We start from the raw sequence: 20884 nt of genomic DNA on the forward strand, positions 1-20884 counted from the left end.
CGCCGCATGGCCGTCATACCGGCGGTGTTTTTCCGTGATGTGGGACGCGGGCGCCGCGAGCTCGCTTACCTCTCCCGCTTGCGGGGGAGGTCGGCGCGAAGCGCCGGGTGGGGGCTCTCTCCTCGCGGGACATTCCCAGTAAGCTGCGAACTGTCCCATTGCGGAGGCACCCTCACCCCAGCCCTCTCCCGCAAGCGGGAGAGGGAGTGCAGCCCCGATGTGGCCGGCGGCCTTACGCCGCCCGCATGTTGTTGAGGAACGCGTCGATCTCCCCGCGCAGCATGTCGGCCTCGCGGCGCAGTGCGTCGGAAGCGCCCAGCACTTCGCTCGCCGCAGCTCCCGCTTCGGCGGATGCCGTGGAGACGCCGACGATGTTGCTGGAGACCTCGCTGGTGCCGCCGGCAGCGTGCTGGATGTTGCGGGCGATCTCGCGGGTGGCGGCGCCCTGTTGCTCGACGGCCGCCGCAATCGTCGTGGTGACGTCGTTGATCTCGCCGATGATCCGGCCGATGCCCTGGATGGCGCCGACCGCCGAGGTCGTGATCTCCTGCATGCTGGCGATCTGGGTGCGGATCTCCTCCGTCGCCCTGGCGGTCTGGCTCGCGAGGCTCTTCACCTCGGAGGCGACCACTGCGAAACCGCGACCGGCCTCGCCCGCGCGTGCCGCCTCGATGGTGGCGTTGAGAGCGAGTAGGTTGGTCTGCGAGGCGATGGTCTGGATCAAATCGACGACGACGCTGATGCGGCTTGCGCTGTCGGCGAGGCTCTGTACCGTGGTGTCGGTGGCGCCGGCCTCGTCGACCGCCTTCTTGGCGATCTCCGCAGAGGTCACCACCTGGCGGCTGATCTCGGCGATCGAGGACGACAGCTGTTCGGTGCCGGCCGAGACGGTCTGCACGTTGACCGAGGTTTCCTCCGCGGCGGATGCGACCGCGTTCACCAGCGCGTTGGACTGGTCCGCGGTATTCGACATGCTCTGCGCGGTCGATTGCATCGAATTGGCCGACTGCGCGAGATTGTCGAGCGCGGAGCGCACCGTGCTTTCGAACTCGGCGATCTTCGCTTCCATGCGCGCCGCACGCTCGGCTTTCGCGACACGATCCTTGTCCTGCTCGCTGGCGAGCGCCCGGGCTTCGATCATGCTGTCGCGGAACACGTGAAGCGTGTCGGTCATCGCACCGATCTCGTCATTATGCTTCGCGCGTGCGATCTCGGTGTCGAGATCGCCGGCCGACAGCAGCTGCATGGCGCGCTGCAGGCCGCTGATGCGGCGCAGGATGTTGCGGCCGACATAGAGCCAGACGAACAGCGCCGAACCGACAAGCATCATAGCGCCCAACGCCAGCATCGCGATCGTCGCGAGCGAGATGTCCTGGCGGGCCTGGAAGGTCGATGCGTTGGTCTCCTTCTGCACGCCGTCGACGAGCTGCTGCACGCTGATGCCGAGGCCGACATTGAGCTTGCGCGTCTCGTCCAGGATGGTCTGGCCGTAGTCGACGGAGTCGAGCTCCTTCTCACGCAAATTGAATACGCCGGTCTTGCCGGTGCCGAGCGCGAGCAGCTTTTCCGCCGTCTCGCGCAGCATCTTGGTGCCCTGATTGTTCGGCAACAAATCGAGGTTGGACCGCAGGCGTCCCTGCGCCGTCTTGAATTCCTTCTGGATGTCGTCGAGCTTGTCGGCCGTGTTCGCCGACAGCGCCGCGCTCATGTCGGCGGCTGCGAGATTGCCACTGGCAACGACGTTGCCGAGCTGCCCGACGGTCTGCGCGGCTTCGGTGGCATCTTCGGCGGAGAGGTTGGCCGACCCGAGAATGGCGTTGACCTGGGTCTGGGCGTTCAGCATGGCCGGACTGGCCGCGCCGACGAACGCGCTCTGCGCGCTGCGCAGGGCGTCATATTGCTTATCATGCAGGGCGGCGATATCCAGCCGCTCGCGGGCGGCCTTGGCCAGACTCTGGGCCGCCTCGTTGATGCTCTTGATGGTCTCGCTTAGCCCGGAGACGACTGCCTTGTCAGCGCCGAGCTCGATGATCTCGTTGAGTTTCTGCTGTGTCTGCTCCTGCAATTCCTTTAGCTTCTTGGTGCGCTCGTTCAAGGCGTCCTCGGTTTGGGCCGCAAGCAGGGCAGGTCCCTGTGCCGCAAGGCTCGCGCTCAATGCCGACAATTGCAGGCTTGCAGCAAGACGCGGAATGTCCCGTCCGCTCAGTTCGGTCATGCGCCCACCGAGATTTTGCAGCACCAGGCCGGCGCCGGCCGAGATCACGAGGCCCATGCCGGCGATCACCGCGAAGGCCGCGAACAGGCTGCCGCGCACGCCCCATTTCGGCAGTTCGAACCGCGGCTTGAATTGGCCGAGACTGAGACGGATCGCCATCGAAATTCCCCCACGCCCTTGCTTCTGTTTTGTGGCCGGGAGTATCGGGCACGCCGGTTAAAAAATCGCAATTTGTGCAATCGGTTGCGTGCGTTCCGCAGAACGAAAAAGAAGGGCCGGCAACATCGCCGGCCCTTCGTGATGATAAGGTCTTGCTAACCGCTCAGTAGCGCGCGACGGCCGGGCTGGCCCAGTTGAAGCGGTAGTTGACGCCCGCCTTGAAGGTGTGGTCGTCGGTGGTGAAGTTGCCGGTGCCGACCAGCGGGCCCGCGGTGAAGTGCGCGTCGCCGAAGTTGTAGTACTGGTACTCGGCCTTGGCCGACCAGTTCGGTGCGAACATGTATTCGAGGCCGGCGCCGACGGTGTAACCGTTGCGGTGATCGCCATCGATGATGAAGCCGGTCGGCACGCCGCCGACCGTCACCTTCTCGTTGTTGTCCGAATAGGCATAGCCGCCCTTCACGTAGAGGAGGCCCGGACCCCAGGTATAGCCAACACGGCCGGTGATCGAGCCGAGCCCGCGCTGGTCGTTGGTGTAGGCGATGCCGCCCGGGAATACCGCGCCGACGCTGCCGGAGAGCCAGGAATACTGGCCCTCGACGCCGACCACGAAGTTCGGGTTGAGCTGCCAGTCCGCACCGACCTGCACGCCGCCGAGGAAACGGCCGTTGCCATTGTTGCCGGTGGAGAGGCCGTTGAAATTGTTGTCGCTGGAGAACGCGCCGCCGACATGGCCACCGATGTAGAAGCCGGTCCAGTTGTAGATCGGCGCGACATAGGCAGGCGCGGGCGCCTTGTAATAGTTGCGATTGCCGAGATCGGCACCGACGGCCGGCGCAGCCGCGCCCAGCACGAGCAGCGCAACGGTCGCAAACAAAATCTTCTTCATCGTCTTGAACTCCAACACGTAAGGTCCCGGCAGGCGCGCATTCCGCGCCGTCGTTGGTTTTGCAGATAGCTCGCTTTTGACGAAAATGCTGTCACATGCATGGCACAAGTGCGCCCAACGTAACTTATTGGGCTGCAAATGATTTTCGTGCTTAATGCCGGCTTAAGAAATGCTGAAGGAAGGCTTAACTTCGCGCGTCGCAGGTAACTTGCTCGCGCCTCTCATTAACCAAGGCGCCGCCGCGCCTCGTCGCGCATCTGCGCGCGAAAGGCTGCGCGCTTTGCCGGCCGGTCTTCCTCGCGCACGTCGTGACGATCGAAGATGTCGAACTTCTCCAGGATCGGATAGCGCTCGCTCGCCATCGCGAGCACGCGCAGCACTTTGGTCGCCGATGGTGTCGGACCGCTGACTTCCCAGCGCCGGATGATGTCGGCGCCGCCCTTCTCCGGCAATCCGCACAGCCTGGCCATGTCGGCCGCGGTGAGCGTGCGCTCGAGTGCGTCGGAGAGGTCGTTGCGGAGTTGCTTCAGTTCGGCGCCGGTCATGCTGCGTGCGTCCAGGGAAGTCAATGAAGCCAATGCACTAGCGCTGATTCGGGTCCATCCGAAGGCGGCGGGCGCACGCGCTGCGGCACCTTCGCGTGCGCACGGAGTTATGAACGGAGAACCTATGGAAATTTTCTCAGGAATGAACAGTTGGCATACCGGGGCGCGTACGGGGCGAAAGGAACAGTCATGACAAGCATCAAATTCGCCATAGCCGCGCTCGTCACGACCGGACTGCTTGCCGCGCCTTTCGCGGCTGAAGCGAAGAAGGTTCGGTCGAGCCGGCATTACAGCACCGGTGTAGTGGCGCCGGCCTACAGCGGTGCCGGAACGCCGGCAGCGCAGCCGAGGGCGTCCTACGGGTCATCCGGACAGACGGTCGGCACGGTCACCGCGCCATCGATCGGATCGTACAATTGGCCGTCGGTCGGCGTGACCAATTCGGTGCCCACGTGGAGCAACACCACCAGATAGACCGATGCCGATCAGCCTGCGCCGCTCGCCAATCCGGAGAGCAGATAGAGGGCGACCAGCAACGTTGCGACCGACAGCATCGTCGTGATCGAGATCGTGGCCGCAACCAGCTTCTCCTCGACCTTGTGCTCGTGCGCGAGGACGTACACGGTTTTCGCCGTCGGTACGGCCGCGCAGACGACGGCAGCGATCGTGTAAAGTGGATCGAGGCCCAGAGCACACAGAGCCGGTAGACGATCAGAGGCATCACCACCAGCTTCACCGCCGCGAGCGCAAACGATGCCTTCAGGTTGGATCGCAGGCCCTCGACGGACAAACCAAGTCCGATGGCAAACAGCGCGCAGGGCGTGAGCGCGGCAGCGATCATGTTCAGATAGGTCGCGATCGGCGCCGGAATCGGCAAGCCCGTGATCGCCCACACCAGCCCAATGAGCGTCGACAGTACCATCGGATTGAGCAGGATCTGCTTCGCCAGTCCCGTGGGATGCGCGGACCCGTGCGGGTCGCGTCCTTCCAGCAGGATGACCGTGATCGGAAACATCACGGCGGCCACGAACACTGTCGCCACCGCGGCGGGCAGAACGGCGGGCTGGCCGTAGATTGCGTGCAGGATCGGCAGTGCGACGAACCCGGTGTTGGTCATCGCCGCCGCCATCCCATGGATGGTACTGCTGGCCAGATCGTGTTTGCCACTCGCGCGGACCGCCAGGAACACCAGCGCGAAGCAGATCAGCGAGCCGCCGCCGAATGCGAGCAGGAACCGCCATTCCAGCAGATTGCGCGCGGGCTCCTGCGCGATCGTGACGATCAGCAGCGCCGGCATCGCCACGTTGTAGGCAAAGTGCACCAGGGCATCGGCAAGCGAGCGGGAGAGGTAGCCGAACTCGCCGGCGAGCCAGCCGGTGACGATGATCGCGAATACGGGAAGAACGAGGCTGGCGACCTCCATCCGATTTCCCCCTCATGGCCAAACGGCGACGAGGTTAGCCCGGCGATGGATTGTCGTCACTGTGTGATTTGATGGAGCCGTCCCGAGCGATCGTTTCAAGTCGCAAAGGACGATAATCTTCCTCGCTGAATTCCCCTGCCGCCCTGCTTCCCGATCACGCAACGCCATGCCGCCAGGCGCTCAGCCGGATGCTGATTCATCCAGTCGGCGAGCTGCGGCGCGCCCATCAGGCAGGACTGCACCGAGACCTCAGCAAAATCGGAAGTGGTCACGATCTGCTCGTGACAATTGCTCGGAGTGGCGAGGCTGCAAAGCACGGCGATGATCTTGATCACGAGAGCTTACTCCTATCGCCGCCGATCGTGCGGCCGTTGTCTCCATCCTGCCCGTCGCTGGCCGGATCGGATGGCGGGAAGATGCTGTCGTAGATTGCGCGTGCCTCCTGAATGAGGCGCATGCGCTCGCGCTCAGATCTTGAGACAAATCGAATAACTTCGCCCATGTTGGCTCCGAATATCAGTGGGCAAGTAGGACATGAGATGATGACGATCATCCAATCAGCATCTATGGCGTCGCCCTCGACTTTGAAATGGCGTGCCCGTTCACGACGGAATAAAAAGCTCGTGACCGCGCCGGCGTCCCAACGTCGGGTGTTCTTTGCCAAGTTCTTGGGCTGTTCACCGCTTCCTATCGCGCGGCTGCAACTAGCGCGCGAGCGAATGCCGGTGACAGCTTACTCTTGCCGTCACCGGCAAGGCAGTCTCGCAAAGCAAATGCTGATCGAGCGAATATGTTTCGCCCGTGTCGCGTGCAAGTTTTTGGAACAATCTTGTAGTTCGAAGAACTGGGCGACCGTCGCTCACGCTGCCGGCGCGCGCTCCTTCCGCCCCGGCACCGCCGCCAGCAGTTCACGCGTATAGGCGTGCTCGGGCGCGGCGAACAATTGCGCGGTTGGCTTGAGCTCGACGATGACGCCGCGCTGCATCACGGCGATGCGGTCGCAGATCTGGGCGGCGACGCGCAGATCGTGAGTGATGAACAGCATCGAGAGGCCCAAGCGCGCCTTGAGGTCTTCGAGCAGCTTCAGCACCTGCGCCTGCACGGAGACGTCGAGCGCGGAGACGGCTTCGTCGGCGACGATGATCTCGGGCTCGAGTGCGAGCGCGCGCGCAATGCCGATGCGCTGGCGCTGGCCGCCGGAGAATTCATGCGGGTAGCGCTCGAGTGCGCCGGCGTCGAGGCCAACCATCTTGAGGAGATCGCGGGCCCGGTCGAATGCGACCTTCGGATCAGTGCCGGCCGCGATCGGGCCGTCGGAAATGATGTGGCCGATCTTGCGGCGCGGATTGAGCGAGGCGAACGGATCCTGAAAGATCATCTGGATGCGATGGCGCTCGGCGCGCAGCGCCTTGCCCGAAAGAGAGGTGAGATCGGTCTCGCCGATTCGCACCGTGCCGCGGTCGGCCTCGATCAGCCGCATCACGAGCCGCGCGACCGACGATTTGCCGGACCCGGATTCGCCGACGAGACCGAGCGTCTCGCCCTTGAGGATGTTGAAATTGACTTCGCGCGCGGCATCGACGCGGCGGTCCTCGCGAAACCAGCCGCCCGAGGTGACATAAGTCTTGTCAAGGCCGATCACCTCGACAGCCCGGGCCTGATCGTCGAGAGGTGCGCGCACCGGCGGGTCCATCGATGGCACGGCGGCGAGCAGCGCCTTGGTGTAGTCGTGCTGCGGATCGCTGAAGACGGCTGAGGCCGAGCCTTCCTCCACGACCTTGCCATGGCGCAGCACAACGACCTGGTCGGCGATGTCAGCGACCACGCCGAAATCATGGGTGATGAACATCACCGCCATGTTGCGATTGCGCTGGAGGTTGCGGATCAGCTTGAGAATTCTGCGCCTGCGTGGTGACGTCGAGCGCGGTGGTCGGCTCGTCCGCGACCAACACGGCAGGCTCCAGCGCGAGTGCCATCGCGATCATGGCGCGCTGGCGCTGGCCGCCGGAGAGCTGGTGCGGATAGGCGCGCACGATGCGTTCGGGGTCGGGCAAGCCGACCTCGTGCGCCAATGCGAGCGCTCTCGCGCGCCGTTCCTTGGGTGTGAGCAGGCCGTGCGCCTCGAACATCTCGGCCATCTGGTCGCCGATCCGCATCAACGGATTGAGCGCGGTCATCGGCTCCTGGAAGATCATCGCGAGCCTGCGGCCGCGCAGGTCGCGCCAGCCGTCGTCGTCCAGCCTGAGCAGGTCGCGGCCCTCGAACTGGATTTCGCCGGAGGCGATCGACACCGTGTCCGGCAACAGGCCCATCAGCGCATGCGCGCACATCGACTTGCCGGAGCCGGATTCGCCGACGACGCAGACGATCTTGCCGGGCTGCAAATCGAGCGACACGCCATCGACGGCGAACGGACGCTCGGCGCCCTTGGGCAGCGCGATTCTCAGGTTCTTGATGGAGATGGCGGGCGGTGCGGTCATCGTCAGCGTCCCTCCCGCGACAGGCGTGGATTGAGCGCGTCGTTGAGGCCTTCGCCGATCAAATTGAGGCCGAGCACCGAGATCAGGATAGCGACGCCGGGAAAAACGGTGATCCACCAGGCTTGGCGGATCACGGTGCGGCCGGCGCCGACCATGTAGCCCCAGGAGATCAGATTGGGATCGCCGAGACCAAGGAACGACAGCGAGGATTCCAGCAGGATCGCGGTCGCCACCATCAGCGAAGCCAGCACGATCACGGGCGACAGTGCGTTCGGCAGGATCTCGCGTAGGATGATCCAGGTGTTGCTCTGTCCCGTGACCACCGCGGCCTGAACATATTCGCGCGTGCGCAGCGACAGCACCTCGCCGCGCACGAGGCGGGCGACCGGTGGCCAGCTCACCACCGCGATCGATGCCACGATCGAATAGATCGAGGGCTGCAGGATCGCGACCAGCACGATCGCGAGCGCGAAGCTCGGAATGGTCTGGAAGAACTCGGTGAAGCGCATCAGGGCGTTGTCGACCTTGCCGCCGAAATAGCCGGCCATGGCGCCGATCGGGACGCCGACGACCAGCGCAACCAGCGTGGAGACCAGGCCCACAAGCAGCGAGACGCGTGCGCCAAAGATCATGCCGGCGAACACGTCGCGGCCGAGCGCGTCGGTGCCGAGCGGCACGGTCGACAGCGTGAAGGGCGGCAGGAACGGCCGCTGCACCATGCGCCAGGGCGAGTTCGGGAACAGCATCGGCCCGAACACCGCGACCGAGATCGCAAGCAGCAGGATGACGAGCCCGATGACGCCGCTCGGGCTCTTCAGCATCGATTTCCAGAACTGTTTCATGAGGCGAATTCGATGCGCGGATCGACCAGTCGATAGACCAGGTCGGTGATGAGGTTGAAGATCAGCACCATGGCGGAGCAGATCACGAAGACGCCGAGCAGCAGGTTGTAGTCGCGCTGGAGCAGCGCGTCGTACATCAGCCGACCGATGCCGGGCCAGGCGAACACGGTCTCGGTGATGACGGCGCCGCCGATCAGCGTGCCGGAATGGACGCCGGCGAGCGTCACGACGGGGAGCAGCGCATTGCGCAGCACGTGGCGGCGCTGGATCACGGCGTCGGACAGCCCCTTTGCACGCGCGGTTTTGACGAAGTCGAGCCGCTTCACCTCGAGCATCGAGGCGCGCGTCATGCGGGTGTAGGTCGCCATGAAGAAAAGCCCGAGCGTCATCGCCGGCATGATCAGGTGTGTTGCGACGTCGACCGCGTGGGCAAGGCCAGTGAGATTGGCGCCGACCGTCTCGTAGCCGAAGCTCGGCAGCCAATCCATGGTGACTGAGAACAGCAGGATCCCCATCAGCGCCACCCAGAAGATTGGCATGGCGTAGAAGATCAGCGCGAACACGGTGATGGCGGTGTCGAGGAAGGTTCCGGCAAAGCGCGCGGCGAAGGTGCCGAAGAGAATGCCGAGCATGAGCGAGATCGCAAAGGCCGTCAGTGTCAGCAGCAGCGTCGCCGGCAGCCGTTCGCCAATCAGCTTTGCGACTGGCGCCTGCTGGCGGAAGGAGAAGCCGAGGTCGAACGTCACGACGCCCTTGACGTAGATGAAGAGCTGCTCGGGCAGCGGCTTGTCGAGGCCGAACTTTTCCCGGAGCTGCTTGACGAAGACCTGGTCACTGGCCCCGGCTTCGCCCGCCATCACGACCGCGGGGTCGCCGGGCGCAAGCCGGATCAGGAAGAAATTGAGGACAACGATCGCGAGCAGGACGATCACGCCCTTCAGGACACGCTGAGCGACGAAGGAGAGCATTAGAAGGTCATACCGGGGGGATGATCTGCAGCCACGGAGACGGAAGTGCTCCCTCGCCCCGCTTGCGGGGAGAGGGTTGGGGTGAGGGGGACTCTCCGCGGGGGAGGTGACAGCTGGGCTCGCGGAGACTCCCCCTCACCCGAATGTGCGCTTTGCGCACATTCGACCTCTCCCCGCAAGCGGGGAGAGGTGAAGGATCGGCCTCTCACTTGTCGAGCCATGCGTCCTTGAAGCCGTCATTGACCCCGATCCCCGTGGTGATCAGGTTCTTGACCTTGCAGCGCATGATGGTCGGGAATTGCAGCTCGAGCATCCAGGCCACCGGCACGTCCTCGACCAGGATCTTCTGCGCCTTCTCGTAGATCTCCTTGCGCTTGGTATCAGGGGTCGCGACGGCGCCATCGGCGAACAGCTTGTCGATCTCCGGGTTGGAATAGCCTTCGACATTGTTGAAGACTTGGCCCTTGGCGATGGCGCTGGAGACGTAATTGCGGCCTACCCCGAGCGCGGGATCGCCGTACTGATAGAGATAGGTGAAGGCGATGTCGTAGTCCCAGTCGCCGATCTTCTGGTTGCCGCCGGCAACGTCGGTGGCGATCGTCTCGATGTTGATGCCGACGTCCTGGAGGTTCTGCTTCACCGCTTCACCCCAGCGCTGCCAGGTTTCGCCATAGGCGAGCGGCAACAGGCGGATCTTCTCGCCCTTGTAGCCGGCTTCCTTCAGCAGCGCCTTTGCCTTGGCCGGATCGTACGGATATTTCTTCACGTCGTCGGTGTAATATTTGATGGTCGAGGCGGACGGGCCGGTCGCGACCTTGCCGAGCCCGTTCCAGATCACGTCCTTGGCGAAGTCGCGGTCGATTGCATACATGATTGCCTGCCGTACCCGCTTGTCGGCGAGCGGACCCTGGCGGTTGTTGAGCCACAGCCAGGCCAGCGGCGAGAAGAACTCCCAGCCGGCGCCGGTGACGCAAGTGTCCTTCAGCTTGGACAGGCGCGGCACATCGAAATTCTCGACCGAGCCGCCGGGTAGCACGTCGACCTTGCCCGTCTCATACGCCACCGAGCGGGCGGCCGCGTCGGGAATGATCTGCCAGTAGATCTCGTCGATGTAGGGTTTGCCCTTCTCGTAATAGTTCGGATTCTTGACCAGGCGGATGAACGAGCCCTTCTGCCACTCCTTGAACATGAAGGGGCCGGTGCCCACAGGCGCGTTGTTGTAGGGATTGGTCTTGAAGTCGGTGCCTTCATAGAGATGCTTCGGCACCATCGGCATCGAGCCAACCTCGAAGATGCCGAGGAACGGGCCGAACGGCTGCTTCAGCGTGAACACCACCGTGTAGTCGTCGGGCGCCTCGACCTTGTCCACTTGGGCGAGGTTGTTGCGGGCGCGCGCGTGGGTCTGCTTCAGCATCTCGACCGAGAACAGCACGTCCGCGGCGGTGAAGGGCTTGCCGTCATGCCAGGTCACGCCCTTCCTGAGCTTGAAGGTGTAGGTCTTGGCGTCCTCGCTGACACTCCAGCTCTCGGCGAGCTCCGGCTGGGGTTCGAGCTTGGGACTGTAGCGCAGCAGCCCCTCGAAGACGTTGCCCGACACCATCTGGGTCGGACCGTTCTGGACCATCGCGAGCATCAGGCCGGGCGGCTCGGGCTGGATCACGGCATTGATCACACCCCCCGTTTTCGGCTCTTGCGCCATTGCCGGGGCCGTGAGGCCGCAAGCCAGGAGGAGACCAAGCAACACTCGTTTTGGCATGTCGTATCTTTCTCAACCGAGACCAGCCGTGAGCGCTTCGCAACGTCCTCGCGCGCAAAGCGACGGCCGGCCCATCCCAGTCCCCATCCGATATCGAGGCTCACATAGTCTCGTTCGGCGCCGCAAGATGAAAGTCGCGACAGTGTTCGCACAAAAAATGTACAGCGCGTCCTGTTTTCACTTGATTCATTCTCCCGTCACGCAGACAAGTCCGCCATGGACAACGCCACGCGCTCCGAACGGTCCCGCAACGCTGCGCTTGAAGCGGCCATCGCGATCATCGCGCGCGACGGGCCGGGGCGGTTGACGCTCGATGCGATCGCGCGCGAGAGCGGCCTCAGCAAGGGCGGCGTGATGCATCAATTCCGCACCAAGGAGGCGGTGCTGAAGGCGCTGCTCGAACGACAGATGGTGCGGTTCGAGGAGTTCTCGAACGATTATATGGCAAAGGTGAGCGCGACCTCCGCCAATCCCAATCTGGCGACCCAGCTCGCCACCGTGCGCGAAGCCGCAACCTCGCCGAATTCTGCCGCGCTGGCGCTGGTTGCAGCCATGGTCGAGAATCCCAACCTGATGGCGCTGCCGCGCGAGCGCGAGATGGAGAGGATGGCGGCGATCAGGGACGAGGCCGCCGACCCCGACCTTGCGATGCTGCGCTGGGCTGGAGCGATGGGCTTGCTGCTGAGCTCGCTATTTGGCATGTCGCCGCTCAGCAACGACGAGCACCAGCGATTGTTCGCGCGTCTGCTCGACGACGCGCAGTGGGCCGGTCTCGAACAGCCGGCCGTAAAGCGCGCGGCAAAATCCGGTGCAGCAAAGGCGGCCGGCCCGCGCAAGCGGGCCTGATTCATCGTTAATGATGTCCTGCCGGTCACTGCCTAAAGCCACGCCTGCGGCCAAAGGTGCCAGGTCGTCATCTCGGCACTTTACAAGCCGACTGGTCGGTTTTATAAGCGCAAACACTGAGACGGCCTAAGGCATCTGAAATGACCCCGGACGATGCCTTGGGCTGGCAATGGTGAGCGCCCCAGCCGCGTCTGGTCCCGAAGCGCGGCTGCGGTCGCCATCGCAACTTTAAAGGTTGGCCTTCCCAATCAGCCGCAAGAGGAGTTTGGAATGGATCGCTCGATCGCCCTGCGCGGTCTGGGAACGCTGGTGCTTTGCGTCGCTGCGGCGGGCTGCGCCTCGGTCGCTCCGGTGCCCTATTCGGAGATGGCGTCCTCGGCCTACATGGCTCCGGACAAGTCGGACGCCTCCGGCCGCGTGCCCTACCGCTATTCCACGCAGGTCGACTGGCGCGCTTACAATAAAGTGATCCTCGATCCCGTCGTCGTCTACCGGGGGAGGGATCACCAGTTCGGCGACATGTCCGACAAGGACAAGGCGACGCTCGCCGCTTACATGCAGACCCGTTTCGCCGACCGGCTGCGCAGCCGCTTCGCGCTGGTGCGCGAGCGCGGGCCGAATACGCTGCGGATCAGGCTGACGCTCACCGGCGCCGTCACCAACACGCCGGTGCTCGGCACGCTCTCGCGCTTCGACCTTGCCGGTGCCGTCTACAACGGCGTGCAGGCCGCGCGCGACGGCGAGGGGACCATGACCGGCTCGGTCGTCTACGGCGTCGAGATCTTCGATGCCACGTCCTCGCGCCTGCTCTCGGCCTACGTCACCAAGCAGTACCCGGGCGCCTACGACATCAAAGCCAGCGTCGGCGCGCTCGAGGCCGCCACCGCCGGCCTCGACAAGGGCGCCGACGCGCTGATGGTGCAACTGAACTGACGCCGCGATCCATCCAACGAAAGGTGCTGCCGATGAACATATTCCTTCGCTTCGTGCTGCGCATCGCGATCACGATCGTAATGATGGCGTTTGGCGGCCGCGCCAGCGCCGCCGCGTCCACCGATCCGAGCGGCACCTGGCTGGTCGAGGACGGCCGCGCCCGCATCCGGCTCGAGCGCTGCGGTCCGTCGCGCGACCGCATTTGCGGCTTCATCGTCTGGATGAAGGAGCCGGCCGACAAACGCGGCCAGCCTTATCGCGACAGCCAGAATCCAGATCCCGACAAGCGCGCCCGAATGCTGCTCGGCCACCAGCTCGTCATGGGCCTGCAGGCGACATCCGAGGGGCGGTTTGCTGGCGACATCTACAATGCCGAAGACGGCAAGTCGTACTCGGTCTCGCTCTGGCGCGAATCCCCGACCGCCTCAAGCTCAGGGGATGCCTGATCAAGATCCTGTGCCAGACCCAAACCTGGCAACAGACCCTCGACGTGCTGCCCGGTCAGCTCATTGGCCTGACCGGCGATCTCAATGGTCCCCGCGCCGATAAGGAATGGGCGCAAGTGCCGGCACCGAAGCCGATCCCGGTTAAGGCGAAATAGGAGTAGCATTGTCCTGCGGCCACGATCGCAAGCGACATTGTGTCAGGCGCTGTTGCGCCAAACTCAGTCATTGCTTCGTCGCAAGGGCTCCTCGCAATGACGGCGTGGAGGCAATCGATGCCTCCAATTTGATCCGGATCAAAGCCAAGTCGTCGCTTCTGCGATCGAATAGCAACTGGGAAAGCGTGTTGCGCGTCCCGGTTCTTGCAGACGTGAGACGATCGATGGACATGTACGCCACGAATATCGCTGCCGGTAACGACAGCGGGCCCGATGTCGTCGGGCCACCGCCGGATGAGGGCGTGCAGCGCTGTCTTCAACTGCTGAACGAGGCTGGCCTCCGCCCGACGCGCCAGCGCTTGGCGCTCGGCCAGCTGCTGTTCCTGAACGGCCATCGTCACGTCACCGCGGAGAAGCTCTATGACGAGGCGATGGCGGCGAACATGTATCTGTCGCTCGCGACCGTCTACAACACGCTGAACCAGTTCACCGAAGCCGGCCTGTTGCGCCGGATCGCGGCCGACGGCATCAAGTCGTTCTTCGATACCGACACTTCCGTGCATCCGCATTTCTACCTCGAAGGCGAGGATGTGCTGGTCGACGTCGCCGAGGGCCTGACTTTCACCAGGGTGCCCGAGGCGCTTCCCGGCCACGAGATCGCGCGGCTCGACGTCATCGTGCATCTGCGCCGCAAGCGCGCGTAGCACCACGGTGCACTTACCCTCCAGGGGAGGGTAAGAGGAATCACCGCAACCCTGCGCGCCGAAATCCCTCCAGATAGTGCTCGCGATCGGCCTCATTGGCCCAGGGCAGTTGCGTCGCGATCCAGTGCAGCGAGATGCCGGGCTGGGTGCGGCGGAGCTCGCCGAGCGCCGTCTCCGCAAGCTTTCGGTCGCCGGTCATGCCGGCGGAGACCGCGAGCACGCGATAGGCGCCGGTGAGGTCGCCGCGGTGGCGGATCGCCTCGCGCGCGAGCGCGATCGCCTCGTCATAGTGCCGCTCGGTAAAGCGCGCATAGCCAGCAATGCCGTGATAGATCGCCAGCGACGGATCGCGCGGCGAGAGCCGGATTGCCCTCTGCGCCGCCTCGAACGACTCCTTCGAGCGTCCGGCATAGGACAGCGCCAGCGCGTAATAGCCCTGCGCCAGCGAGAAGTTCGGATTGAGCGCGAGCGCCCGCTCGAACTCGGACAGTGCGTCGGTCAGCCTGCGTGTCGAGAACAGGACGCTCCCGAGCGCGGCATGCGCCCAGGCATCCTCATGGTCGCAGCGCACGGCAGCCAGCGCGGCGGCTTCCGCGACCGGCGCCACCGCGGCAAGCTCGGCCCAGCCGAGATGCACGCCGAACATGTGGTTTGCCGCCAGCACCGACAGCGCCTGACCATAATTCGGATCAATCCCGATCGCGCGCTCCAGCAGCGCCTTCGCTGTCTCGTGATCCCGCCGCGTCACGCGCCAGTAGTGCGACAGCGCCCGCATCAGCAGATCCCAGGCATCCAGGCTCGCAGGCGGCTTGCGGTGAGCGCGAAAATTTTCCGCCGCATGGATCTGCGGCTCGATCGCCGCCACGATCGCGTTGGTGATCTCGTCCTGCACGGCAAAGACGTCGACGAGCTCGCGGTCGTAGCGTTCGGCCCAGAGATGGCCGCCCGATGTGGCGTCGTTGAGCTGCGCGGTGATGCGCACCCGGTTGTCCGCCTTGCGGACGCTGCCTTCGACGATGTAGCGGACGCCGAGTTCCTCGGCGATCTGCCTGACGTGGACCGCGCGTCCCTTGTAGGTGAAGGACGAGTTGCGGGCGATCACCATGAACCAGCGCTGCTTCGACAGCGCGGTGAGGATGTCCTCGCTGATTCCGTCGCCGAAATAATCCTGTGCGGGATCGCCGCTCATGTTCTCGAAGGCGAGCACCGCGACCGCCGGGCGGTCCGAGACAGTGTGCGGTTGGGCGAGAACGGATACGGCGGGCGCAGGCGAAGCCGCCACGTCTTTCCGGATTTCTTCCCGGACTTCGCCGACGAAACGAAAACCCTTGCGCGGAATGGTCTTGATCAGCCGCTGGGTCGCGCCGTCATCGCCAATCGCCTTGCGCGCAGCATTGATTCGGCTGTTCAGGGCGGAATCGGAGACGATGCGGTCGCTCCAGATCTGGCTGATCAGGTCATCCTTGCTGACCACACGCGCGCGTTGCGCGACCAGATAGAGCAACAGATCGAACACCTGCGGCTGCAACGGCACGGCAACCCCGGCGCAGGTGAGTTCCCGCAGGTCGCCGTCGAGCACATTGTTTTCAAAGCAAAATCGCACGTTTTCGTCGTCTCAAGCAAAACTCAAAGGCGTCTCAGGCGAAAATCAATTGTCAGCGAAAGTCTCAGGCCCGTCCGAGGTGCATGGTGGGACTACCAACAAGTGCCGATGTTTTGGCACAACGGAGCTTTCCATGTCCCAGATTGATCAGGTTCATTCGATCAGCCCGGCGGTTGCGGGCTCACGCATATTCAAGTTCGTCGCCTTTCTGTACGGAATTGCGGCATATCTCGTGTTTTTCGTCACCATCCTCTACGCCATCGGCTTTGTCATGGGGCTGGTCGTGCCGAAGACCATCGACACTGGAACCGCCACGCCGCCGGTTGAGGCGGTCATCGTCAATCTCCTCCTGATGTCGCTGTTCGCCATTCAGCACAGCGTGATGGCGCGTCAGAGCTTCAAGGCCTGGTGGACGCAGTTCGTCCCGAAACCGGTCGAGCGCAGCACCTATGTGCTGCTGGCGAGCCTGTCATTGCTGCTCCTGTTCTGGCAATGGCGTCCGCTGCCTGCGGTCATATGGGAGGTCCAGGATCCCGATCTTGCTGTGACGCTGGTCACATTGTCCTTCGCAGGCTGGGTGCTGGTGTTCACCTCGACCTACATGATCAACCATTTCGAATTGTTCGGCCTGCATCAGGTGACGAACCATCTCGTCGGCAAGGAGGCGGCGCCTGCGCGGTTCAAGACGCCGCTGCTCTACAATTTCGTCCGCCATCCGATCTATCTCGGCTTCATCATCGCGTTCTGGGCGGCGCCGGTCATGACCGCGGGCCACCTGCTGTTCGCCGCCGTGACGACGCTCTACATCTTCGTCGGTATCGCGCTGGAGGAGCGCGACCTCATCGATCTCTTCGGCGACGAGTACCGGCAGTACAAACAACGCGTGTCGATGCTTATTCCCTGGCGCAGATCGGTATAGTCTTGGCCTCGTTCCGCGCGTCCACCGCAAGGAGGATGCGCGGGGCGCCGACGCGCGATAACGATCCTTCATCATGGAGACACCAATGAAACATGTCGGAAACTGCTTCTGTGGCGCGGTCACGGTCGAGGTCACGGGCGCGCCGGAGGCGATGGGCTATTGCCATTGCCGCTCTTGCCGGTCGTGGTCGGGCGGACCGGTAAACGCCTTCAGCCTGTGGAAGCCTGAAGCCGTGCGCATCACCGAAGGCGCCCAGAACGTTCGAGACCTTCGCCAAGACGCCGCTCAGCCAGCGCAAATATTGTAAGAAGTGCGGCGGTCATCTCATGACCAACCATCCGCCGCTCGGCCTCGTCGACGTCTTCACCGCCACCATCCCGACGCTGGCGTTCACGCCCGGCGTCCATGTCAACTACGCCGAGACGGTGCTGCCAATGCGCGACGGTCTGCCCAAGCTGAAGGATTTTCCCGCCGAGTTCGGCGGCAGCGGCGAGATGATGCAGGAGTAGGACTCTTCGCCTCTCCCCGCAAGCGGGGCGAGGGAGAGGTCCTCACCCCATCCCCGCGCGCCGCAATCCTTCCAGATAATGCGCGCGATCCTCGTCGCGCAGCATCGGCAACTCGCGCGTGATCCAGGCGAGCGAAATGCCGGGCTGGGTGCGGCGCAGGCCTTCCAGGGCGGACGCGGCGAGAGCCGAGCTTCCCGACATGCCGGCGGCGGCGGTCAGCACACGATGCGCGCCGACGAAATCGCTGCGTTGCCGCAGCGACTCGCGTGCCATCTGCACGGCGCCTTCGTAGTCGCGACCGATGAACCGGGCATAGGCCGCAACTCCGCAATAGATCGCGGCGAGCGGATCGCGCGGACTCAGCCGCAGCGCGCGGCGGGCGGCGGCGTCGCCGTCCTGCCATCGTCCCGCGTAGCACAGCGTCACGCCGTAGAAGGCGTACGCCATCGCGAAATTCGGATTGAGCTTGAGAGCCAGCTCGAACTCCGCCAGTGCGTCTTCGAAGCGGCGGCGGAATAAATAAGTATAGGCGAGGCCGTGATGCGCCCAGGCGTCGTCGCGATCGGCCTCCACCGCCGCCAGCGCCGCGCGTTCGGCGACCGGCACGGTTACAGCCATGTCCGCCCAGCCCATATGCGCGCCGAATATATGGCTGGTGGCGAGCAGGCCCAGCGCCTTGCCATAAGCAGGGTCGATCGCGATCGCCATTTCCAGCAGCCCTTGCGCGGCGGCATTGTCCTCGCGGGTGATGCGCCAGTAATGCGACAATGCGCGCATCACGAGATCCCAGGCATCCAGGCTGCCCGGCGGCTTCTGCTGGGCGCGGAAGCTCTCGGCGGCATAGAGCTGCGGCTCGATCGCCGCGACGATCGCCTCGGTGATCTCGTCCTGCACGGCGAAGACGTCGGCTAGCTCGCGGTCGTAGCGCTCGGCCCAAAGATGGCTGCCGGTCGAGACGTCGTTGAGCTGCGCCGAGATGCGCAGGCGCTCGCCGCTGCGCCGCACGCTGCCTTCGACCACGTAGCGTACGCCGAGTTCGCGCGCGACCTCGTGGAGGTGCACGGCGCGGCCCTTGTAGACAAAGGAGGAATTGCGCGCGACGACGAAGAACCAGCGCAGCTTCGACAGCGCGGTGATGATGTCCTCGCTGATGCCGTCCGAGAAATAATCCTGCTCGCGGTCGCCGCTCATATTGGTGAAGGGCAGCACGGCGATCGCGGGCCGGTCGGGCAGCGCGAGCGTGGGCTGCGGCGCCGACGCGCCGCGGCCGGGTTCCGGCGCGGCCGCGCCGCGCTTCGCCTCGACGTCGCCGACGAAGCGAAAGCCCTTGCGTGCGATGGTGCGGATCAGCGCCTGGTTCGCGCCATTGTCGCCGATTGCCTTGCGCGCCGCGTTGATCCGGCTGGTCAAGGTCGATTCGGAGACGCTGCGGCCGTGCCAGATCTTGTCGATCAGCTCGTCCTTGCTGACCACCCGGTCGCGGTTCTCCATGAGATGCACGACCAGGTCGAAAACCTGGGGTTCCACGGCAATGGGAACCTGCTCGCGGCTCAGCTCGCGCCGGTCGGTGTCGAGAAGGTGATCCCGGAACAGAAACTGCACGTCGAAAACTCAGTCCTCACAACGACATCAGGCAATAATAAAATCAAAATGGATTTCGACTTGAAGTCTGTGAGTCCGCCGAACGGTCTGTCAGGTTCACCACGATCGCGTGATGGCAGTCATGCGGTTTCGGATGGGAATACGACCTCGGTGGAATGTGAGGTTTGGGCCAGATTGCCGCCAGCTGAATCCGCAAGAACAGCGAGTTGGCAGTGCCGAACATCTCCCCGATGTCGTCCTGGCGAAAGCCAGGACCCATACGGAATCTCTCGATTGCAGGCGGTATAAGTACCGGACGGCGTGTCTTCGCCAAATGTCTCCTTGGGGTAATGGGTCCTGGCTTTCGCCAGGACGACATCGGCTGTATCGCGGGCATTGCCGAACAGCGCGGCCTGCGTAAGCTGCCTTCACAGAAAACACCCAGCCACGAAGAAACGCCCATGCCCGCTTTTCCCGCATCGACCACCGTGCTCGACTCCATGCTGTTCCGCGATGCCTTCGGCACGCCTGAGATGCGGGAGGTGTTCTCCGATGTTGCGCTGGTGGCGCGCTATGCCGAGGTCGAGGTGGCGCTGGCGAAGGCGGAGGCCAGATGCGGCGTGATCCCGCAGGACGCTGCGGACCAGATCGCGGCCCGCACCAATGTTACCGCGCTTGATTTCGATCTGTTGCGGCGGGAGACCGACATCGTCGGCTATCCGATCCTACCCTTGGTGCATCAGATGGTGAAGCAATGCGGCGAGGCCGGCCGTTACGTGCATTGGGGCGCGACCACGCAGGACATCATGGACACCGCGGTGGTCCTGCAACTGCGCGCCGCGCTCGAGATCGTCGAAAAGGACATTGCCGAACTCCGCCGTATCCTCGCCGACCTCTCCAAGCGATATCGCGATACGCCGATGGCGGGCCGCACCCATCTGCAGCAGGCGCTGCCGGTGACATTCGGCTACAAGACCGCGATCTGGCTCGCGATGTTCGACCGCCATGCCGAGCGTCTGGCGCAATTGAAGCCCCGCGTCCTGGTCGGCCAGTTCGCCGGCGCCGCCGGCACCCTGGCCTCGCTCGGCGACAAGGGGTTCGAGGTGCAGGAGGCGCTCTGCGCCGAGCTGAAGCTCGGCGTTCCCGCCTCGACCTGGCACGTCGCGCGCGACGGCTTTGCCGAGGCCGTGAACTTCCTGGCGCTCGTCACCGGCTCGCTCGGCAAGATCGCGCTCGACATCATGATCATGGCCTCGACCGAGTTTGCCGAGGTCTACGAGCCCTTCGTCAAGGGCCGCGGCGCCTCCTCCACCATGCCGCAGAAGCGCAACCCGATCTCGTCCGAGCTGATGCTGGCGGCGTCCAAGGCGGTGCGCCAGCATGCCGGCCTGATGCTGGACGCGATGGTGCAGGACTTCGAGCGCGCCACCGGCCCCTGGCACGCCGAATGGATGGCGATCCCCGAAAGCTTCGTGCTGAGCGCCGGCGCGCTGCACCAGGCGAAGTTTGCGCTCGCAGGCCTCATCGTGGACGAGGCCAAGATGAACGACAATCTCGCCATCAGCCGCGGCCTGATCGTGGCCGAAGCCGTCATGATGGGGCTCGCGCCGCAGATCGGACGGCAGGAGGCGCATGACGTGGTCTATGACGCCTGCCGGCTCGCCAATGAGAAAGGCTTGACGCTGGCAGATGCGCTCTCATCCGACCCCCGCGTTTCGAGCCGCATCGACCGCGCCACGATCGAGGCGCTCACCTCACCAAAAAATTACCTCGGGCTTGCCCCCGCCATGGTCGACCGGGTGCTGAAATCGGCAACGCGTTGAAAACCAATATGCGTGAAACTGCGTATCTTATCGGTGTCGTAAGGTGCTCGCGCACTTGCGCCTCGCGATGCTACGCTTAGATTGAATG

General features: G+C 64.1%; 17 protein-coding genes and 3 pseudogenes. 8 read left to right on the forward strand and 12 right to left on the reverse strand.

What is annotated here, in order from left to right; translation table 11 throughout:
* Positions 1-232 precede the first annotated feature (232 nt).
* From ACSKB8_RS12630 to ACSKB8_RS12640, 3 genes are all read right to left on the reverse strand, one after another.
* Positions 233-2374 carry a methyl-accepting chemotaxis protein gene (locus ACSKB8_RS12630; protein ID WP_438104404.1) on the reverse strand — a complete coding sequence of 714 codons (2142 nt, stop codon included), beginning with the start codon at positions 2372-2374 and terminating at the stop codon, positions 233-235.
* Positions 2375-2537: 163 nt separating this feature from the next.
* Positions 2538-3263 carry an outer membrane protein gene (locus ACSKB8_RS12635; protein WP_438104405.1) on the reverse strand — a complete coding sequence of 242 codons (726 nt, stop codon included), beginning with the start codon at positions 3261-3263 and terminating at the stop codon, positions 2538-2540.
* A gap of 224 nt (positions 3264-3487) precedes the next feature.
* A complete protein-coding gene (locus ACSKB8_RS12640) occupies positions 3488-3808 on the reverse strand; it encodes a hypothetical protein (RefSeq protein WP_438104407.1) in 321 nt (106 codons plus the stop codon).
* A 189-nt stretch (positions 3809-3997) separates the two neighbouring features.
* Between ACSKB8_RS12640 and ACSKB8_RS12645 the strand changes: the two genes are divergently transcribed.
* Positions 3998-4282 carry a hypothetical protein gene (locus tag ACSKB8_RS12645; RefSeq protein WP_438104409.1) on the forward strand — a complete coding sequence of 95 codons (285 nt, stop codon included), beginning with the start codon at positions 3998-4000 and terminating at the stop codon, positions 4280-4282.
* On the opposite strand, the gene ACSKB8_RS12650 is transcribed toward ACSKB8_RS12645, so the two are convergent.
* From ACSKB8_RS12650 to ACSKB8_RS12680, 7 genes and pseudogenes are all read right to left on the reverse strand, one after another.
* Positions 4197-5231: an AEC family transporter gene (locus ACSKB8_RS12650; protein WP_438104411.1), complete on the reverse strand. Its 1035-nt coding sequence runs from the start codon at positions 5229-5231 to the stop codon at positions 4197-4199. The two genes, ACSKB8_RS12645 and ACSKB8_RS12650, sit on opposite strands and share 86 nt — an antisense overlap.
* Before the next feature lie 95 nt (positions 5232-5326).
* Complete coding sequence (locus ACSKB8_RS12655; protein WP_438104413.1) at positions 5327-5566, reverse strand: hypothetical protein; 240 nt, start codon at positions 5564-5566, stop codon at positions 5327-5329.
* Complete coding sequence (locus ACSKB8_RS12660; RefSeq protein WP_438110883.1) at positions 5563-5895, reverse strand: hypothetical protein; 333 nt, start codon at positions 5893-5895, stop codon at positions 5563-5565. Before ACSKB8_RS12660 ends, ACSKB8_RS12655 begins: the two co-directional genes overlap by 4 nt.
* Positions 5896-6090: 195 nt before the next feature.
* A pseudogene (locus tag ACSKB8_RS12665) lies at positions 6091-7711 on the reverse strand (ABC transporter ATP-binding protein).
* A gap of 2 nt (positions 7712-7713) precedes the next feature.
* The gene (locus ACSKB8_RS12670) at positions 7714-8553 is read right to left on the reverse strand and encodes an ABC transporter permease (protein WP_438104414.1); all 840 of its coding nucleotides are present in this window, start codon (positions 8551-8553) and stop codon (positions 7714-7716) included.
* Entirely contained in the window at positions 8550-9521 is a 972-nt protein-coding gene (locus ACSKB8_RS12675; RefSeq protein WP_438104416.1) for an ABC transporter permease, read from the reverse strand. The genes ACSKB8_RS12670 and ACSKB8_RS12675 overlap by 4 nt, the downstream gene beginning before the upstream one ends.
* Before the next feature lie 205 nt (positions 9522-9726).
* Positions 9727-11277 carry an ABC transporter substrate-binding protein gene (locus ACSKB8_RS12680; protein ID WP_438104417.1) on the reverse strand — a complete coding sequence of 517 codons (1551 nt, stop codon included), beginning with the start codon at positions 11275-11277 and terminating at the stop codon, positions 9727-9729.
* 216 nt (positions 11278-11493) lie between these two features.
* Between ACSKB8_RS12680 and ACSKB8_RS12685 the strand changes: the two genes are divergently transcribed.
* The 4 genes and pseudogenes from ACSKB8_RS12685 to irr all read left to right on the forward strand — a co-directional run bounded on the left by ACSKB8_RS12685 (position 11494) and on the right by irr (position 14361).
* Positions 11494-12123: a TetR/AcrR family transcriptional regulator gene (locus tag ACSKB8_RS12685; protein WP_438104418.1), complete on the forward strand. Its 630-nt coding sequence runs from the start codon at positions 11494-11496 to the stop codon at positions 12121-12123.
* 270 nt (positions 12124-12393) lie between these two features.
* Positions 12394-13056 (forward strand): DUF3313 domain-containing protein, encoded by a 663-nt coding sequence (locus ACSKB8_RS12690; RefSeq protein WP_438104420.1) that lies wholly within the window; start codon positions 12394-12396, stop codon positions 13054-13056.
* Positions 13057-13088: 32 nt separating this feature from the next.
* Positions 13089-13657: pseudogene (locus ACSKB8_RS12695) on the forward strand (DUF2147 domain-containing protein).
* Positions 13658-13881: 224 nt separating this feature from the next.
* The gene (gene irr, locus ACSKB8_RS12700; RefSeq protein WP_438104422.1) at positions 13882-14361 is read left to right on the forward strand and encodes a Fur family transcriptional regulator Irr; all 480 of its coding nucleotides are present in this window, start codon (positions 13882-13884) and stop codon (positions 14359-14361) included.
* A 40-nt stretch (positions 14362-14401) separates the two neighbouring features.
* Here the strand turns inward: irr and ACSKB8_RS12705 are convergent, their stop codons facing one another.
* Positions 14402-15964, reverse strand: a complete 1563-nt coding sequence (locus ACSKB8_RS12705) for a winged helix-turn-helix domain-containing protein (protein ID WP_438104424.1) — start codon at positions 15962-15964, stop codon at positions 14402-14404.
* A gap of 133 nt (positions 15965-16097) precedes the next feature.
* On the opposite strand from ACSKB8_RS12705, the gene mddA reads away from it, so the two are divergent.
* Together mddA and ACSKB8_RS12715 are read left to right on the forward strand one after the other, a co-directional pair.
* Entirely contained in the window at positions 16098-16883 is a 786-nt protein-coding gene (gene mddA, locus ACSKB8_RS12710; RefSeq protein WP_438104425.1) for a methanethiol S-methyltransferase, read from the forward strand.
* Between the two features lie 85 nt (positions 16884-16968).
* Positions 16969-17392 (forward strand): annotated as a pseudogene (locus tag ACSKB8_RS12715) (GFA family protein).
* Between the two features lie 42 nt (positions 17393-17434).
* On the opposite strand, the gene ACSKB8_RS12720 reads toward ACSKB8_RS12715, so the two are convergent.
* Entirely contained in the window at positions 17435-18994 is a 1560-nt protein-coding gene (locus ACSKB8_RS12720; RefSeq protein WP_438104426.1) for a winged helix-turn-helix domain-containing protein, read from the reverse strand.
* A 440-nt stretch (positions 18995-19434) separates the two neighbouring features.
* Here ACSKB8_RS12720 and pcaB point away from each other — a divergent pair, with 440 nt between their 5' ends.
* Entirely contained in the window at positions 19435-20796 is a 1362-nt protein-coding gene (gene pcaB / locus ACSKB8_RS12725; protein ID WP_438104428.1) for a 3-carboxy-cis,cis-muconate cycloisomerase, read from the forward strand.
* Positions 20797-20884: the final 88 nt, after the last annotated feature.

This window comes from Bradyrhizobium sp. BR 1432 (genome assembly GCF_051547705.1).
GTDB lineage: Bacteria > Pseudomonadota > Alphaproteobacteria > Rhizobiales > Xanthobacteraceae > Bradyrhizobium > Bradyrhizobium zhanjiangense.